This is a genomic window from Veillonella sp. CHU110 (assembly GCF_003992255.1).
Classification (GTDB): Bacteria; Bacillota; Negativicutes; order Veillonellales; family Veillonellaceae; genus F0422.
Map to the genome: position 1 here is coordinate 1 of NZ_RQVA01000005.1, position 17,623 is coordinate 17,623.

The window sequence follows — 17,623 nt, forward strand, 5'->3', positions numbered from 1 at the left end:
AGAAAACGAGAACAGAAGCGTTTAAAGAAGTCCGGATCTTACATTAAACGTTCTCGCAAGCTATGTCGTAAGGCATTCCACACCCTCTCTGAGGGGGAACGTATTCGCTTATTTGAAGTTCTACGAAAGTCTGATGACTTAAGACAAGCATACGCATTGAAGCATTACTTTGAGTACCTATTTACTGCCAAGGGTCGAACAGCCATTGAAGATACATTATCTAACTTTTTGGCTCTTGTGAAAGTAGCGAATCTTAACGAATTTAACAACCTGCTACGATCGTTTACAAGTTGGCATGACGAAGTAGTTAATGCTTTCCTATTACCATACTCTAACGGTTTTACAGAAGGTTGTAACAACAAAACTAAAGTATTGAAACGGAATAGCTATGGTGTTCGTCATTTCGGTCGATTTAGAGCTAGATTACTGATGATCTTGCCTAGTATCTACAACAAGCCTGATACACCTGTATCTGTCGCTACATAGGTTATTAACTATATTATATGATAGTAGACTCTCCACAAAAAAAGAAACATAAGTGGGGTTACTTTGTAGTGCCTAAAATTAGTTACATCCATTGTATCTCACTTATGTTTCCTAGTATTTTATTATATTTACATTTTTATACAGTTCTTATATTAAAGAAACTGAACAGATTAATTGCTGTCCCCAAAACTTGATAAAGAGCCGAAAATGAGCGATATGGTGAGTATATAATTTACCATATCGCTTTTGTTTATACAGTTGGCTGTTGGTGGCTTTTTCAGTATCAATTACTTTTAGAATAAATAACAAAATTTAGCATTTTATCTCTTTACAACTTTAATTAACTAAAGTATAATGTAATCATGAAATAGAGGTTACATATTTGTAGAGAGGAGAAGTAGTATGAATTGGTTACAAAAGTGTTCTAAAACAGTATTAGCGGCGGCTAGTGCATTAGTAATTGTTGGGTTAGTAGCGGGTTGTGGGGCATCGACAAATCATGTAAATACAGAAGTGCCTAAGAAAATTGTCATCGGTTTGGACGATAACTTCCCTCCTATGGGATTTAAAGATGAAAAAGGTGAACTAGTAGGTTTCGACATCGATTTAGCAAAAGAAGTAGCTAAGCGCATTGGCTCTGAAGTAGAATTTAAATCCATCGATTGGGATAGTAAAGAGGCGGAGTTAAAATCAAAACGTATTGATGTGTTGTGGAATGGGTTAACCATTACGAAAGAAAGAGAACGCAATATCTTGTTCTCTAAACCATATCTTCGTGGAGACCAAATCATCGCTGTTAAATCTGACTCTGGTATTGCTGATAAATCGCAGCTTGATGGTAAACGTGTAGGGGTTCAATCTGGTTCTACTGGTCTGGAAGCTGTCAAAAATGATCCGCAATCTAAGAACTTTAGAGAAATCAAAGAATATGGAGATTATGTAAATGCTTTCATGGATTTAGAACTTGGCCGTATTGATGCGGTCGTGGTGGATGAAATGGTAGGCCGTTATTTAATCGGTAAAAAAGGTAACAATGTATTCACCGTAGCCACTGGCTCCTTTGCCAGTGAAAAAGTAGGTGTAGGTATGCGCAAGGAAGATGAAGCGTTGAAAGCAAAAGTGGATGCTGCGTTACAAGAAGTGATGAATGATGGTACGGCTGACAAATTGGCGCAAAAATGGTTTGGTAGCACATCCATCTTGACGAAAGAGGAGTATAAATAAACATGGATGTATTGGAATATATGTTACAGATAGTCCCGGCTATTGCGGGCGGATTCCAAGTGACCTTGTCCTTGTTCTTTATTGTTATCGTCTTGTCGGTGCCGGGAGGGTTACTCTTGGCGCTGCTTCGATTGAGTACAAATCGTGTGATTACAACTATTGTGGATGCTTATGTGTATGTTATGCGTGGCACCCCATTGATGTTGCAAATTTTGCTCATCTATTACGGCTTGCCATTCATGATTGACGGTTTTGAATTAACAGATATGACAGCGGCGGTGCTGTCCTTCGTGTTGAATTACATTGCGTACTTGTGTGAAATATTCCGCAGCGGCATTCAATCTGTTCCGAAAGGGCAATATGAAGGGGCAAAAGTATTGGGCTTTACCTATGTACAGACCATGTATAAAATTATTTTGCCACAGGTCATCAAACGAGTACTGCCACCATTAGCGAATGAAACGATTACATTACTGAAAGATACATCTTTGGTGTATGTATTAGCCATGAATGATATTTTGCGTATCACGCGCAGCATTGTACAACGAGATTTCGATATTACTGCATTCATCGTAGCCGGCGTATTTTATTTGGCGATGACATTTGTATTGACGAAGTTATATCAATATTTAGAACGTCGTATGGCGATTTACGAAGATTAGGAGGAAACCATGGCTTTCATAGACATGTTACATATTGAAAAAAGCTTTGGCTCGGTGGCGGTCTTGCAAGACGTGTCACTATCCATGGACCGAGGGGAAGTGGTGTCCATCATTGGTCCCTCTGGATCAGGTAAATCCACTTTTCTTCGTTGTTTAGGACAACTAGAAACGATACAAAAAGGGACAATCAGGATCGATGGGGCGATCTTGGTGGATACACCAGCCAATGCAAATGAGGCGATATACGCATCCAAAGAAGAACAGCAACAACTTTTATTAAATATGGGGATGGTATTTCAGTCTTTTAATTTGTTTCCACACATGACAGTATTAGAAAATATCATGGTGGCACCGAGAATGGTGAAAGGAATGAAAGAGGTAGATATTTTGCCTATCGCCCAGTCCTTACTAGAAAAAGTGGGTCTCTGGAATAAGCGAGATGTGTATCCTAGCACCTTATCTGGTGGACAAAAGCAACGGGTAGCCATTGCCAGGGCATTAGCAATGAAACCAAAAATTATGCTCTTTGATGAACCTACCTCCGCATTGGATCCAGAGTTCACTAGTGAAGTACTACGAACTATCAAGGAATTAGCAGAAGAAAATATGACCATGATTATCGTCACCCATGAAATGGCATTCGCCCGTGAAGTAGCAGACAGAGTGATCTTCATGGCTGATGGCAAGATACAAGAAGAAGGAGCCCCTGAAGATGTATTTGGAAATCCACAAAACCCAAGAACACAATCGTTCTTAAACTCTATGTTACGAGTATAACAATAAAAGAAAATGCGACATAGCCAGGCACAAACAGTATTACATAGTTTGTACCTGGCATATCGCATTTTATAATTGCTCGCTGATGATAGGATTTACTTTGTGTTTATCACTAGGTATGTCGTATTTTGTATGTGCTTACTGATGGAAGGATATTATTTGTACCTGTCACTTGGCATGTAGCATTTGTATGTTTGATACTAAGCATATTGCGGACACTGGGCCCCATGAGGATCCCCCCTCATATGCCGATTATCATACACAATCGCCAAGCGGTTAGGGACGGCAAGAGATGTTAGCCTTTCGATAGCTGGTGTGGTGACGTGAGTAGGCGTTTATGACAAATTCATACGAATGTTAGACAGAATACGGTGTACCCTCGATCAAACTTTTACGTAGGACAGTTTGGCGGGGGTGCACCGTATTCTGTATTTCTTAAAATAAGCTAAACAACGCCTACTCACAAAACAACGGACGGCCTAAGACTCAACATAAATTGCCAATGAGCCATGAGATTGTGTATAATAATAGGTATATGTAATCCAATAGATGGGAAAGAGGAATGACGATGCGAATTGATGGTCGTGGGCTTCAAGATGTGCGCCCCGTGAAAATAACTAGAAACTATACAGCCTATGCAGAGGGTTCCGTCCTCATTGAATGTGGCAATACAAAAGTGCTTTGTACCGCCAGTGTGGAAGAACGAGTGCCACGGTTTTTAAAGGGTACAGGAACTGGTTGGGTCACAGCTGAATATTCATTGTTGCCACGGGCTACACATACTCGGGTACCTAGAGAGGCGGCAAAAGGCAAGCAAACAGGTCGAACTGTGGAAATTCAGCGTCTCATTGGTAGAGCTTTGCGAGCAGTAGTGGATTTGGAAGCGTTAGGCGAAGTATCCATTACTGTAGATTGCGATGTGTTACAAGCTGATGGCGGTACGCGGACAGCGTCTATTACAGGTGCATTTGTGGCCTTAGTGGATGCCATTCATAAAGTATACGATGGGTATGGCAAATTCCCAGTGACGGACTATTTAGCCGCTATATCCATGGGTATCGGGCAAGAGGGCCCTATGGTGGATTTATGCTACGAAGAAGATAGTGCAGCCATCGTTGATATGAATGTGGTGTGTACGGGTAAAGGTCAGCTAGTGGAAGTACAAGGCACAGGGGAGCATGGAACGTTTACTCGTGATGAACTGAATGCGCTGTTAGATTTAGGTGAAAGTGCCACAAAACAATTGATGGATATACAACGAGACGCATTAGGCGAAGCAGGTCATATGGTAGGTCGTGAAAATCCTCCGAAAGCAGTGGTTTTAGCTACACGTAACAAAGGTAAGATTCGTGAATTTACAGCAGCCTTTGAAGAGCTCGGCTTCGAAGTGCGCACCATCGATGACATCGTAGATGTGGAGGAGCCAGAGGAAACAGGATCTTCTTTCATAGAAAATGCAGAACTAAAAGCGATGTATTATGCAGAGGCTTGTGGCCTACCTTGCGTAGCCGATGATTCTGGGTTAGAAGTAGACGTTTTAGGTGGTGCTCCAGGTATTTATTCTGCTAGGTATGCAGGTAGTCATGGAAATGATGGAGACAATAACAAAAAACTTGTCGCAGAATTGGCAGAGATACCTAAAGAGGAGCGGCAAGCTCGGTACGTATGCGCTCTAGTATGGGCCAATCCAGATGGACAGTTAGTTCGAGCTACAGGGACTTGTGAAGGAATCATCCAATTGGAACCAATGGGAAAAGGCGGATTCGGTTATGATCCACACTTTTATATTCCTAAATTTAAAACAACGATGGCCAATATATCGATGGAACAAAAACAATCGATTAGCCATCGAGGTAAAGCGCTACGGGCATTAGTAGAGCAGTTGCAGCAGACAATAGTTAAGTAATTAATAATAGTTAAAAAATATATCGAAAGACTTGAATATATGGATGAAGTTCGATATAATAAAGATAAGTATTATAAGGAAGGCATATATTACATTATGGATACATCTGTAAAATCAAATAAAATGAAACTCTATGGGTTCAATAATTTAACAAAAACCTTGAGTTTTAATATTTATGATATTTGTTACACGCGTACAGAAGAAGAAAAACGCCAATATATCGAATACATTGACGAAGTTTATAATGCACAGCGTTTGACTGATATTTTGACAGAAGTTTCACATATTATTGGAGCTAATGTACTCAATGTGGCGAAGCAAGATTATGACCCACAAGGAGCCAGTGTAACCATTCTGATTTCGGAAGAGCCTGTTGATCATGTTGATAAAGATGATGTTGTTATGCATCTCGATAAATCCCATTTAACAGTGCATACCTATCCTGAAAGTCACCCAGACAATGGGGTAAGTACATTCCGTGCAGATATTGACGTGTCTACATGTGGACAGATTTCTCCGTTGAATGCATTGAACTATTTAATTGATAGCTTTGACTCCGATATCATTAGCTTAGATTACAGAGTGCGTGGATTTACTCGCGATATTCACGGTAAAAAATTATTTATCGACCATCGTATGAATTCTATCCAAAACTACATTAATTCTAGAACTCGTAATCTTTACAATATGATCGATGTGAATGTGTATCAAGAAAATATTTTCCATACCAAAATGATGCTGAAAGAGTACGATATTAATAATTATTTGTTTGGTATCACCGAAGAAGATTTGACGCTGAAAGAGCGTAAACAAATCAACCAACAACTCAAACAAGAGATGGCGGAAATATTCTACGGTAGAAACTTACCATCATTAAAAATCTAGGAGGTTTTACCATGGACGTAAAGCAAGAGGCAATTGAAAAACGCTTGGAACTAAAAGGTTTCTTACAAACTGGTACAAAATATGAATTGAAAGATGCTCATGACTTGACAGTAGCTTACACACCAGGTGTAGCAGAGCCATGCCTTCACATCAAAGAAGATGAAGATAAATCCTTCGATTTAACATGTCGTTCCAACATGGTAGCTGTTGTATCCGATGGTACACGTGTATTGGGTTTAGGCGATATCGGAGCAGCCGCAGCGATTCCAGTAATGGAAGGTAAATCCCTACTGTTCAAACGTTTTGGTAATGTAGATTGTATTCCTTTAGTCATCGACACTAAAGATCCAGATGTGCTAATTAACACTGTAAAATTAGTGCAAAAAAACTTTGCAGGTATTAACTTAGAAGATATTTCTTCCCCTAAATGTTACGAAATTGAAAATCGCTTGAAAGAAGAACTAGAAATTCCTGTGTTCCATGATGACCAACATGGTACAGCTATTGCTTGTTTGGCAGGTGTAAAAGCAGCTCTTCGCTTTGTGAAAAAAGACTTATCCAAAGTGAAAATCGTGGTGAATGGGGCAGGTGCAGCAGGTGCTAATATTGCTCGCTTGTTATACTTAGCTGGTGCCCGTGATATTACTTTAATGGTAAGCTCCGGTGTATTGAATAAAGATTACAAACGTCTTGATTCCCTACAAGCTGAATTGATCAAAACATTAGGACAAGAAACAAAAACTGGCAATTTAGCAGAGATTGCTAAAGGTGCAGACGTATTGTTAGGTGTATCTGCAGCTGGTGCTTTCACAAAAGAGATTTTAGAAAGCTTAGCAGATGATGCCATTGTATTTGCCATGGCTAACCCAGTGCCAGAAGTAATGTATGAAGAAGCGAAAGCAGCTGGCGTACGTGTGATGGGTACAGGTCGAAGCGATGCGCCTAACCAAATTAATAACGTAAACGTATTCCCTGGTATCTTCCGCGGTGCTATCGACGTACAAGCTCGTGAAATCAATGATGAAATGAAATTGGCAGCCGCTGAGGCGCTAGCAGCTCTTGTAACAGATGAAGAATTAGCAGAAGACTACGTAGTAGCCAATGCATTCGACAAACGTGTTCCATTAGCAGTGGCAAAAGCAGTAGCTGAAACAGCGATTAAAACTGGTGTAGCTCGTAAAACAGAAGTACCATACTAATCGTTAATAACGTGAATGATAGAACGCCCTCAATGGTAAAAATTGAGGGTGTTTTCTTATAAAATTCGTTGACATCTGTAGTGCTATCATATATAATAAATTAGTCATAGTTTGGGTACGCCCAACTATTGCAAGCCGCATGAAGAGGTCAATAATATTTGGCTTCGGCTAGATAACCGCATTCAGCGAGTACGAATACAAGGAGGTGTCATAATGTACGCAATTATTAAAACTGGTGGTAAACAATATCGCGTTTCCGAAGGCGATGTAATCACTATTGAAAAATTGGATGTAGCAGCTGAAGGAACTGTTTCTTTTGACGAAGTTGTAACTGTAGTTAAAGACGGTGACGTTAAAGTTGGTACACCACTTGTGGACGGTGCAAAAGTTACTGGTACAGTACTTGAACATGGTAAAGCGAAAAAGATCTTGGTTTTCAAATACAAAGCGAAATCCAACTATCGTCGTCGTCAAGGCCATCGCCAACCATTCACTAAAGTTCGCATCGAAAAAATCGAGGCGTAATTATCATGACTCACATTGATGTGAAACGCAATGTAGACGGACACATTGTAGAATGTCATTTTCGAGGGCATGCCGAGGCAGGTCCCTACGGAGAAGATATTGTATGTGCAGCCATTTCTATGCTTTCACAGACATCGCTCTTAGGACTTCATGAGGTAGCTCAGCAATCTGTGGAGTATCGTATAGAAGACGGTGAGTTAGATATCCTACTTTCAGAACCCATTACTGAAAGAGGACAAACTATATTAGAAACCATGCTTCTTGGTATTAAGAATGTGGCGAATCAATATAGTGATTTTGTTAGAGTGAGTGAACAATAGGAGGTGAACTACATGTTATTCAATATCCAATTACAATTATTCGCATCTAAAAAAGGTGCTTCCAGTACAAAAAATGGTCGTGATTCCGAGTCCAAACGTCTTGGAGTTAAATGCCATGACGGTTCTACTGTAAAAAGTGGTAACATCCTAGTTCGTCAACGTGGTACACATTTCCATCCAGGCGCTAACGTAGGTATCGGCAAAGATGATACTTTGTTTGCATTGGTTCCTGGCCGTGTAGCATTTGAACGTGCTGGTCGTTATAACCGTAAAGTTTCTGTATACCCTGTAGAAGCTTAATAACACATATAAGAGGTCACTAGATAGCAATATCTGGTGGCCTTTTTTGTGCTGTCATATGATTCTTTAGCAAATTTTGATGCTAGATATATACTATGGAATCTGTGATATGTGTATAAGAAGCATACATACAGTCTGACAAATGATGAACAGATGAATACACGTGTGTTTCTATTTATGCATACATAGTATTAACAATTGCTTTCAAAATACATACTAATCTTGTATACATAGCCTACTAAGTGGAGTATAATAAAGAGAGTGCTATATCTAATAAAATCGGTATAGCGAATCTATTAGGACGAAGCCTAGAAGGATATAGGCTATCATAGATCTACTAAGTCAGTAGAAAAGGAGTTTACTATGTATGATGTACACTCTTCCAAGGCGGAAGAATTTATTAATCATGAAGAGATTCTAGCCACGTTACAATATGCAGAAGAAAATAAAGAGAATAGACCTTTGTTGGATGCTATATTAGAAAAGGCAAAAACACGTGTGGGCTTGAATCATCGTGAAGCAATGGTGATGTTGGAATGCCCATTGCCAGAATATAAAGAAAAATTATTTGCGTTAGCAAAAGAAATTAAACAAGCGATTTATGGCAATCGAATTGTTTTATTTGCTCCTTTATATTTATCTAACCATTGCATCAATGGTTGTGTTTATTGCCCATACCATGCGAAAAATAAAACGATTACTCGCAAGAAATTGAACCAAGACCAAGTTCGTGAAGAAGTAATGGCTCTAGAGGCGATGGGACATAAACGGATTGTTATCGAATCTGGTGAACATCCATTAGAAAATCCATTGGAATATATATTAGAATGTATCAATACGATTTACTCCATTAAAAAAGATAATGGAGAGATTCGCCGTGTGAATGTGAATATCGCCGCTTGTGAAGTGGAAGATTATCGAAAATTGCATGAAGCAGGTATCGGTACGTACACATTGTTCCAAGAAACGTACAATAAAGAAAATTATGAAGCTCTTCACCCAACGGGACCTAAGAGTGATTATGCATACCATACAACGGCTATGGACCGTGCTATGGAGGCCGGCATTGATGATGTAGGGATTGGTGTGCTCTATGGCTTGGAACATTACAAATACGATTTCGTAGGTTTGTTGATGCATGCAGAACATTTAGAAGCAAAGTTTGGTGTAGGTCCGCATACCATCAGTGTGCCTCGTATTTGCCCAGCCGATGATATCGATGTAGATGATTTCAGTAATGCTGTGCCAGACGATATTTTTGAAAAAATCGTAGCTTTGATTCGTGTATCTGCGCCATATGCAGGTATGATTATGTCTACCCGTGAAAGCCAATCCATGCGTGAGCGGGGCTTAGCATTGGGTATTTCCCAAATCTCTGGTGGTTCTCGTACATCCGTTGGTGGCTATGTAGAAGAAGAACCAGAAGAAGAAAATTCTGCTCAATTCGATACGAGTGATCGTCGTTCCTTAGATGAAATTGTAGAGTGGTTATTGGAATTAGGTTATGTGCCTAGTTTCTGTACAGCTTGTTATCGAGAAGGTCGTACAGGAGATCGCTTTATGGCTTTGGCTAAGAGTGGACAAATCTCAAACTGTTGCCAACCGAACGCATTGATGACATTGAAAGAATATTTACTAGATTATGCAGATGATGAAACAAAAGCCGTAGGAGATGCTGTCATTGATGTACAATTAGATTCCATTAAAAATGATCTAGTAAAAGAAAAATCCAAAGCCTATATTGCACAAATGGAAGAGGGAGAACGAGACTTCCGATTCTAAGTGGAGATTAGAGACTGTTGCACCTATATGGTTTAGGTGTACCATAGGTTAATTAAAAAATATAATATAACGCAAAATGCAGTTGCCCAGAGGGCAGCTGCATTTTTCTGTGTATAGAATCATGGATATAGTATATTTTGATGCCTGTCTAATCTAGGGTGTGATAGGGGATGACAGTGGAGTATCATGGATATTATGTAAATCTTGCTTAGGAGTGGGATATAGATACAACTACTGTAGCCAAGGGTTATGGAAGGTATATATTTATAAAATATATGACAACAAATGGCGATATAGTTTTTTCCTATATATAATAATATGTATCCTGTATAAGGATAAAAGTCCATATATTGTTGACATATGATGGACATCCTAGTATACTTAATTCATCGCCAAAAAGAGATGTAGTTGGAAAGAGAGGTGAGCAGATTGCCAATACGAGTGGTGAAAGGACTGCCAGCGATTGGAGAACTTTCACAAGAGAATATATTCGTTATGGACTCAGAACGGGCGGAATCACAAGACATTAGGCCATTACATATTGTAGTTGTGAATTTGATGCCTAGAAAAGAAACAACGGAAATTCAGCTCTTGCGAGCATTGAGCAATACGCCGTTACAAACGGAAGTCACCTTCTTGTACACAGCGTCTTATAAATCAAGTAATACTTCACAAGAATACTTGAAAACGTTTTACCGAACATTTGATGAAATTAAAGAAGAATATTTTGATGGACTCATCATTACAGGAGCCCCTGTAGAGCAGATGCCTTTTGAAGAGGTAGAATATTGGCAAGAGCTTTCAGAGATTATGGAGTGGAGCAAAACACATGTATGCTCGACACTATATATCTGTTGGGGAGCACAAGCAGGAATTTACAAACACTTTGGTATTCACAAGGAAGACTTGCCAAGCAAGTTATTCGGCGTGTACGAACAAGAAGTGCAAAATGGTAAGCCCATGCTTATGCGTGGCCTAGATGAACTCTTCTATATGCCTCATTCACGGCATACGACGGTGAGTGAAAGCGAAATTAACGCTCACCCTCAGCTAGAAGTGCTAGCCCGCGCGGATAAGACCGGTGTTGGTGTGGCCAGGTCCTATGATAATAAACATATTTTTATCTTTGGACACCCTGAATATGATCGAGATACGTTGTATCAAGAGTATGATCGGGATCGGAAGTTAGGTCTGGACATTGATATTCCAGAAAATTATTTCCCTGATGATGATCCGACAAAGACCCCGATGATACGATGGCGATCGGCATCGACCATACTCTATACAAACTGGTTAAATTATTATGTATACCAAGAAACACCGTATGAAGTAAGTGAATTACAGTCGAGAGAATATGAACAACCATATATACAGGATTGGGTCATTTAATCCTAGTAAAAAAGTAGTAAAGATTTAAGAATAGTGAGGAAATTAACATGAGCAATTACAAATTTGAAACATTACAATTACATGCAGGTCATACAGTAGACGCGACAGGTTCCCGTGCAGTGCCAATCTATCAAACAACTTCCTATGTATTTAAAGATGCAGAACAAGCAGCAGGTCGTTTTGCTTTAACTGATGCTGGTCCTATCTACACTCGTTTAGGTAACCCTACACAAGACGTATTAGAAAGTCGTGTAGCAGCATTAGAAGGTGGTGCTGGGGCTATTGCTGTAGCATCTGGTTCTGCAGCGATTACATATGCGATCCAAAACGTAGCATCTGCTGGTGACAACATTGTGGCAGCTTCCACATTGTACGGTGGTACTTACAACTTGTTCAGTGCTACATTGCCGCGTTTTGGTATTACAACAAAATTTGTGAATCCAGACAATTTAGATGAGTTCAAAGCAGCCATCGATGATAACACAAAAGCAATCTATGTAGAATCCGTTGGTAACCCAGGCGCTAACTTGGTAGACTTAGAAGCAATCGCTGAAATCGCTCATGCACATGGCATTATCGTGATTGTAGATAACACATTTGGTACTCCATACTTATTCCGTCCATTCGAACATGGTGCAGACGTAGTAGTTCACTCTGCTACTAAATATTTAGGCGGTCATGGCACAACTATCGCTGGTGTCATTGTGGAAAGTGGCAAGTTCGACTACAAAGCGAGCGGTCGTTACCCTGGATTCGTAGAAGGAGATGTACATTACAATGGTTTAGTATACGGCGATCTTCCAATTCCTTTCACAGTGAAAGTTCGTGCTCAATTGTTGCGTGATACTGGAGCAGCTATTACTCCACTAGCAGCATGGTTGATTATCCAAGGTATCGAAACATTGTCCTTGCGTGTAGAACGTCATGTAGAAAACACTCGTAAAGTAGTAGATTTCTTAGTAAACCATCCCAAAATCGCTTACGTGGAGTATCCTGAATTGCCAAACAGCCCGTACAAAGTATTGGCTAATAAATACTTCCCGAATGGGGTAGGCGCTGTGTTTACGTTCGGTGTGAAAGGCGGTAAAGAAGAAGGTATCAAATTCGTAGATGCTCTTGAAATCTTCTCTAACCTTGCTAACGTAGCAGATGCAAAATCTTTAGTTATTCACCCAGCAAGTACAACGCATGCGCAATTGAGTCCTGAGGAACAATTGACAGCAGGTGTTAAACCAGAACAATTGCGTGTATCCATCGGTATCGAAAACATTGACGATATCATTGCCGATTTAGCGCAAGCATTAGACAAACTATAAGATTCATAGGTGTAGTTAACACATACTATATAACGCCATAGGCTATGTAGCGATAAGCGGTAGCCTGTGGCGTTTTATTTGTTTATATTCGTAGGGTTTCTGGTTGTGTTATACTATATAGGGTTATATCATGCGTTAATGCAATAAAGGATAGTATACATTGTGATTTGAGAGTATAGTCCTACTCATATAGGAACTATACAACCATGTTTAGTGAAAATGATACATATTGTGCTAGATATTATAAGGAGGTTCCATGAAAGGATATGGTTTGAAAACGGTTGTAATAGGTGCTGCGTTCTGTTTGTGTACTGTGTTACCTGTGTGGGCTAGTATAGAAGCGGTAGGGATACCACTGACACAGACAAATAAAGTAGTTCAACATACAACAGTGGTAACAAGTGATAAAGGGCAGTTTACATTTGAGTTTCCTTGGGAAGTTTCAAGTGCACAGACGATAGATACAGTGACGCTATCTAAGCAAGGGACCGTTGAAGGTAGTACAGTGGGCTTTGTATTGCAGTTACAAGATGGTGCTAAGATGACGGTAACACGTCGTAGTAATCAACCGCAAGAGGGGGTCTCCTTGGAGGAGTGGAATTCAACTTGGTATGATACACCAATAGAAGGACTTTCAGATGCGGAGTATGTCGATGTGTGGAAGCGATTTGATCCAAAGGTAGCGGCCTATCCGTATGTGACTGGAGGGTATTTACCAGATGAAAGGATGACGGCAGCCCGTTGGAGTTATGTGGTGAAAGGCGAGACATATCCATTGCCGGTCCGTTTTGAATTGGATTTGATTCCTAAAACAGATCCTCAGCATCGCTATGTAATGACATTAGAATATGCAAAGGAAGGAGCCTATCAGCTAGAGGCTCTAAGAGGATTGGAGAAACAATTGCAACCATTGATCTCTAAGTTAGATAGATCTCATAGTAGAGGAGGGTACAAATTTTCTAGTTTGCCAGTAGTAGCAAAGGATCTTCCGATTCAAGACGGCAAACAGTTGGCTGATCTGTATAGAAACGAAGTATTACGAGGTAAACAGACAAAACAACATAAAGAGAACGTTTACATCTATGATACATCTGTCAATATAGAAACTACTGATATAGTGGATAGTATGAGTGAAACAGGTGAATCAACTGCTCGTGGTGCAGACAGAGATGAAACAGAAGGTGACACTGTGTTTACCTCTGTGCGGATAGATACTGAGGGACAAGTGGAGCTAACGAAGCATATACAGTAATTTGAAATGCACATGCTTATTAGGAATGTATGCTATAAAGAACTTGAATTTTAAACATATTGTGTATATAATACAGTTAGCAAAGAGTCTTTGTTCTAATCTATGTTTGAAAAGAGGTGCATTCCTGTGAGTAGTCATGTAAAGGCAATTGATTCAGTGCCAGCCTATGGGGATTATTGTGTCTGTTTAGGTCGTAAAATTGCCTGGATACGTAGAAGTAAAGGATTTTCCCAGAAGCGTTTGGCGGAATTGTGTGGTATTAGTTCAAGCTATTTGGCCAAGATTGAAGGAGCCAAGGGGAGCCTTGGTACCACGTTGCAAATTTTATATTTAATTGCAGGTGTACTACAGGTCGATTTAGGAGTGCTCTTATCGCATACGGCTGATGACTATCATAGAATGCGGCTATTTAAGATTAAGAGGAAAGTTTCTTCCTATGAAACAGAACACGATCACAGTATGTAGGTGTATCATACAATAACTTTCCATACAATAGAGAAAGTTTACTGGAAGAGACAACGTTTATTAGGAGTATCTAATTATGAACTTAGATACTCCTAATTTTATTTTGAGCTTTATTTGAGAATACAATCGTTCTCAAATATAAAATTGATAATATTAATTGAGAATTTATAAATAAAATGGAGTAGACCTTTATTTTTGACGATTTAAATGATAAATCCTATCAAATAGCTTAACAGTGCGATTTATAATACGAAAAACGCATAAATAGATGTTAAAATCACATAGGAAAAATATATAGAAAAGTTTGACAATACAAAAAAAACGTGCAATAATGAGAATGTAAAAAAGGTAAGTACCTTACGTAAATGATAATTATAAAGTTAGCGAATATGTATTTTTATGGAGGTGTCTCATGCGCGTTATTGGTGATGCATGCATTAAATGTGGTTCTTGTGCTTCTGTTTGTCCAGTAGGAGCAATTGCTGAAGGCGAATTAAAATATGAAATCAATGAAACTTGCATTGATTGCGGTTCTTGCGAATCCGTTTGCCCAGTAGCTACAATCACAGCTGAGTAATCAACAACAAACAAAACCCCTTGAACATAAGTGTTCGAGGGGTTTTTTATTTATAATCTTCCTAAAGTATGTTACAATTAATAGAATACGGAATTCTTTATAAGGAGAGATTCGATGAGATTATTTTCTTCATTAGGAAGAGATTTAGGAATAGATATTGGGACCTTTCACACGCATATTTTTGTAGAAGGTCGTGGTGTAGTGGTATCTGAACCATCTATTGTGGCTACTGATGCAAAGCAAGAATCAGTAGTAACGGTGGGGGAAGATGCCCATCGTTTATTGTTGCGCAATCCAGAAACATTAGCGCCTATGAGTCCTTTAAAAGAGGGCTTTATTGTGGACTATCGGATAGTGCTATCTATGTTGAAATATTTTATGAATAAAGCTTCAAAGGCTGTGCGACGATCCCGTGTTGTCATGGCTGTTCCTTGTGGTATTACTGATGTAGAGCGAAGAGCGATGACCGATGCCATTATACAAGCAGGAGCCCGAGAGGCATATTTATTAGAAAGTCCTGTAGCTGCTGCCATTGGTGCTAACTTGCCAATTATGGAAGCTAGAGGCAGTATGGCTGTCGATATTGGTGGTAGTACCACAGATGTAGCGATTGTATCCATGGGTGGAAAGGTGGCCAGTAAAACTTCTCGAGTAGGTGGTAATGAGCTCAATGAGGCGATTTATAAATATATCCGCAGTGAGTTTTCTATTATGGTATCTGATGAAACAGTGGAGGATATCAAACTTACATTGGGAACGGCCATGCCTCCTTCTGTAGAAGGAGAATATACGATTGTTGGTCGTCATTCAGAGACGGGGCTTACAAAACGTTGCATCATACGAAAAAGTGAAGTGTATGAAATTTTACGACAACCTATTGCAGAGATGGTAGCAGTAGTTCGAAGTATTTTAGAAAAAACACCACCAGAATTAGTGGCAGATATTATGGAAAGTGGGATGCTACTTACAGGTGGAACAGCGCTCTTAGAAGGGTTAGACCTGCATATGCGAGAAGAGCTAGGTGTACCTGTTCGTATTGCGGATGCACCAGACCTTACGGTGGCCTTGGGATTAGGAAAGGCAGCATCTGATGTAGAACGGCTTGAAAGGCTATTAGTGGCAAGTAAATTACGAAAGGGGCGGTCTTAATGCAACAATCAGAACGAAAATGGCTGACAATGATCGTCCTTATATGCTGTATATTAGGCGTGTTTGGCTTCATATGGAAGCAGCGCACCCAAGTTCCTGTTGTAACAGTGGCCTTGGAAAATATGATGGCTCCTTTTACGTATGGGTCGAGTCGATTGTTGGAAGGTCTTCATACGGGTATTGAAGTGTTAGATGCTGGTATTTTGCGAGTGAAAGACACCTCTGATTTAGAGGCGCGTAATGCCGCATTAGAACAAAAACAGTCCGCCTATGATGAATTAGTAGCCGAAAACCTTAGACTGCGCCAATTGTTGCAGTTCCAAACGGAGCAACCACAATTTTCTATGATAGGGGCGACAGTAGTGACTCGTGATCGCGGTGCTTGGACTGATACATTTACTATTTCCAGAGGACAAGCGGATGGGATTGCTCCGAATATGGTGGTTATCGCCCCACGTGGTGTAGTAGGATTTGTATCTGATGTATATGAACATTCTGCAAGAGTACAAACGATTCTAGATCCAAGATCGGCTACAGGAGTGATTGTACAGCGCCCAGAGTCTAGAATTGCTTCTATTTTGAAAGGCAATGGCAATCATCCGCTAGAACCGCAAATGGTGAATATTGCGTTAAATGGTGATGTGCTAAAAGGTGATACGATTGTGACATCTGGCTTTGGTGGTATGTATCCGAAAGGGATTATCTTCGGACATGTAAAAGACATTGTTACTGATGAAGAAGGCTTTGTAAAACATGCGATTATAGAGCCTACAGTAGACTTTCAAAGTTTAGAAGAAGTATTTGTCATAACTAAATCCTTTACGGCTACGCCAGAGGTGCCTAAATTAGAGCCTAAATTGATTCCTCGCACACAACGAGATCAAGTGGAAGGGGCTAAAGGAACGGTGCAACAATGAAGCGATTTGCGTTGACATTACTGATGATTTGTATTGTGATTATACAATCTTTAGTGGTACCTAGATGGTTTGCTCCATCTTGGGCGCCTCATATATTGATGGATATCGCCATTGTGGTAGCTATATTGAAAGGCCGACCTACGGGGATGATATTGGCGATTATAGGCGGTATTGTACAAGATGTGCTTATCGGAAACTATTTTGGATTACATGTGGTATCGTATGCAGTAGTGACCTATATGTTAGGGTCTATGAACTATACGATTTATGAAGAACAATGGTACGCTAGTGCTTGGTGGACAGGTCTAGGAGCTTCTTTGGCGATGTTGGTACAGGTGGGCTTATTGTGGGTTGTACAAGAGCCAGTAATCCTGTATACCTATGTATGGAATCATGGAATTCCCTCTATAGGAGTGGATGCTTGTATAGGGGTCGTCATTCATCACGTACTATGGCGTTGGGAAGAAAAAGATGAATATATGTGGTAGAAAG

19 protein-coding genes are annotated in these 17,623 nt (G+C 39.9%); all 19 read left to right on the plus strand.

What is annotated here, in order from left to right; genetic code table 11:
- Positions 1-486 (plus strand): transposase (locus tag EO122_RS02970; RefSeq protein ID WP_164725944.1); only part of this gene is annotated, 486 nt, incomplete at its 5' end.
- A 402-nt stretch (positions 487-888) separates the two neighbouring features.
- Positions 889-1,710 carry an amino acid ABC transporter substrate-binding protein gene (locus tag EO122_RS02975; protein ID WP_127009312.1) on the plus strand — a complete coding sequence of 274 codons (822 nt, stop codon included), beginning with the start codon at positions 889-891 and terminating at the stop codon, positions 1,708-1,710.
- Positions 1,711-1,712: 2 nt separating this feature from the next.
- Positions 1,713-2,372, plus strand: coding sequence for an amino acid ABC transporter permease (locus tag EO122_RS02980; RefSeq protein WP_206168500.1), 660 nt, complete (start codon positions 1,713-1,715; stop codon positions 2,370-2,372).
- A gap of 9 nt (positions 2,373-2,381) precedes the next feature.
- Positions 2,382-3,149 (plus strand): amino acid ABC transporter ATP-binding protein, encoded by a 768-nt coding sequence (locus tag EO122_RS02985; RefSeq protein WP_127009313.1) that lies wholly within the window; start codon positions 2,382-2,384, stop codon positions 3,147-3,149.
- A 568-nt stretch (positions 3,150-3,717) separates the two neighbouring features.
- Complete coding sequence (gene rph / locus EO122_RS08425; RefSeq protein ID WP_127009385.1) at positions 3,718-5,055, plus strand: ribonuclease PH; 1,338 nt, start codon at positions 3,718-3,720, stop codon at positions 5,053-5,055.
- Between the two features lie 96 nt (positions 5,056-5,151).
- Complete coding sequence (speD, locus tag EO122_RS02995; protein ID WP_126937196.1) at positions 5,152-5,940, plus strand: adenosylmethionine decarboxylase; 789 nt, start codon at positions 5,152-5,154, stop codon at positions 5,938-5,940.
- An 11-nt stretch (positions 5,941-5,951) separates the two neighbouring features.
- Positions 5,952-7,139, plus strand: coding sequence for an NADP-dependent malic enzyme (locus tag EO122_RS03000; protein ID WP_127009314.1), 1,188 nt, complete (start codon positions 5,952-5,954; stop codon positions 7,137-7,139).
- A 213-nt stretch (positions 7,140-7,352) separates the two neighbouring features.
- Positions 7,353-7,664, plus strand: a complete 312-nt coding sequence (gene rplU / locus EO122_RS03005) for a 50S ribosomal protein L21 (protein WP_009352881.1) — start codon at positions 7,353-7,355, stop codon at positions 7,662-7,664.
- Between the two features lie 5 nt (positions 7,665-7,669).
- Entirely contained in the window at positions 7,670-7,984 is a 315-nt protein-coding gene (locus EO122_RS03010) for a ribosomal-processing cysteine protease Prp (protein ID WP_127009315.1), read from the plus strand.
- Between the two features lie 12 nt (positions 7,985-7,996).
- The gene (gene rpmA / locus EO122_RS03015) at positions 7,997-8,284 is read left to right on the plus strand and encodes a 50S ribosomal protein L27 (RefSeq protein WP_009353004.1); all 288 of its coding nucleotides are present in this window, start codon (positions 7,997-7,999) and stop codon (positions 8,282-8,284) included.
- Between the two features lie 363 nt (positions 8,285-8,647).
- A complete protein-coding gene (gene hydG, locus EO122_RS03020; protein WP_126937090.1) occupies positions 8,648-10,066 on the plus strand; it encodes a [FeFe] hydrogenase H-cluster radical SAM maturase HydG in 1,419 nt (472 codons plus the stop codon).
- A gap of 429 nt (positions 10,067-10,495) precedes the next feature.
- Positions 10,496-11,455: a homoserine O-succinyltransferase gene (gene metA / locus EO122_RS03025; protein WP_127009316.1), complete on the plus strand. Its 960-nt coding sequence runs from the start codon at positions 10,496-10,498 to the stop codon at positions 11,453-11,455.
- 47 nt (positions 11,456-11,502) lie between these two features.
- Positions 11,503-12,771, plus strand: a complete 1,269-nt coding sequence (locus EO122_RS03030) for an O-acetylhomoserine aminocarboxypropyltransferase/cysteine synthase family protein (protein ID WP_127009317.1) — start codon at positions 11,503-11,505, stop codon at positions 12,769-12,771.
- Between the two features lie 256 nt (positions 12,772-13,027).
- The gene (locus tag EO122_RS03035; RefSeq protein ID WP_127009318.1) at positions 13,028-14,023 is read left to right on the plus strand and encodes a hypothetical protein; all 996 of its coding nucleotides are present in this window, start codon (positions 13,028-13,030) and stop codon (positions 14,021-14,023) included.
- A 126-nt stretch (positions 14,024-14,149) separates the two neighbouring features.
- Positions 14,150-14,488, plus strand: coding sequence for a helix-turn-helix domain-containing protein (locus EO122_RS03040; protein WP_164725945.1), 339 nt, complete (start codon positions 14,150-14,152; stop codon positions 14,486-14,488).
- Between the two features lie 412 nt (positions 14,489-14,900).
- On the plus strand, positions 14,901-15,065 hold the full coding sequence (locus EO122_RS03045; protein ID WP_126937086.1) for a 4Fe-4S binding protein: 165 nt from the start codon (positions 14,901-14,903) through the stop codon (positions 15,063-15,065).
- A gap of 114 nt (positions 15,066-15,179) precedes the next feature.
- Positions 15,180-16,214 (plus strand): rod shape-determining protein, encoded by a 1,035-nt coding sequence (locus tag EO122_RS03050; protein ID WP_127009320.1) that lies wholly within the window; start codon positions 15,180-15,182, stop codon positions 16,212-16,214.
- Positions 16,214-17,131 carry a rod shape-determining protein MreC gene (gene mreC, locus EO122_RS03055; protein WP_127009321.1) on the plus strand — a complete coding sequence of 306 codons (918 nt, stop codon included), beginning with the start codon at positions 16,214-16,216 and terminating at the stop codon, positions 17,129-17,131. Before EO122_RS03050 ends, mreC begins: the two co-directional genes overlap by 1 nt.
- Complete coding sequence (mreD, locus tag EO122_RS03060) at positions 17,128-17,619, plus strand: rod shape-determining protein MreD (RefSeq protein ID WP_127009322.1); 492 nt, start codon at positions 17,128-17,130, stop codon at positions 17,617-17,619. Before mreC ends, mreD begins: the two co-directional genes overlap by 4 nt.
- Positions 17,620-17,623 lie beyond the last annotated feature (4 nt).

Bases quoted from the DNA above. Each gene is read 5' to 3' on its own strand.
- hydG (WP_126937090.1), top strand. From the start codon at position 8,648: ATGTATGATGTACACTCTTCCAAGGCGGAAGAATTTATTAATCATGAA.
- rpmA (WP_009353004.1), top strand. From the start codon at position 7,997: ATGTTATTCAATATCCAATTACAATTATTCGCATCTAAAAAAGGTGCT.
- rph (WP_127009385.1), top strand. From the start codon at position 3,718: ATGCGAATTGATGGTCGTGGGCTTCAAGATGTGCGCCCCGTGAAAATA.
- speD (WP_126937196.1), top strand. From the start codon at position 5,152: ATGGATACATCTGTAAAATCAAATAAAATGAAACTCTATGGGTTCAAT.
- EO122_RS03045 (WP_126937086.1), top strand. From the start codon at position 14,901: ATGCGCGTTATTGGTGATGCATGCATTAAATGTGGTTCTTGTGCTTCT.
- EO122_RS03035 (WP_127009318.1), top strand. From the start codon at position 13,028: ATGAAAGGATATGGTTTGAAAACGGTTGTAATAGGTGCTGCGTTCTGT.
- EO122_RS03030 (WP_127009317.1), top strand. From the start codon at position 11,503: ATGAGCAATTACAAATTTGAAACATTACAATTACATGCAGGTCATACA.
- EO122_RS03010 (WP_127009315.1), top strand. From the start codon at position 7,670: ATGACTCACATTGATGTGAAACGCAATGTAGACGGACACATTGTAGAA.
- mreD (WP_127009322.1), top strand. From the start codon at position 17,128: ATGAAGCGATTTGCGTTGACATTACTGATGATTTGTATTGTGATTATA.
- rplU (WP_009352881.1), top strand. From the start codon at position 7,353: ATGTACGCAATTATTAAAACTGGTGGTAAACAATATCGCGTTTCCGAA.
- EO122_RS03000 (WP_127009314.1), top strand. From the start codon at position 5,952: ATGGACGTAAAGCAAGAGGCAATTGAAAAACGCTTGGAACTAAAAGGT.
- EO122_RS02980 (WP_206168500.1), top strand. From the start codon at position 1,713: ATGGATGTATTGGAATATATGTTACAGATAGTCCCGGCTATTGCGGGC.
- EO122_RS03050 (WP_127009320.1), top strand. From the start codon at position 15,180: ATGAGATTATTTTCTTCATTAGGAAGAGATTTAGGAATAGATATTGGG.
- EO122_RS02975 (WP_127009312.1), top strand. From the start codon at position 889: ATGAATTGGTTACAAAAGTGTTCTAAAACAGTATTAGCGGCGGCTAGT.
- EO122_RS02985 (WP_127009313.1), top strand. From the start codon at position 2,382: ATGGCTTTCATAGACATGTTACATATTGAAAAAAGCTTTGGCTCGGTG.
- mreC (WP_127009321.1), top strand. From the start codon at position 16,214: ATGCAACAATCAGAACGAAAATGGCTGACAATGATCGTCCTTATATGC.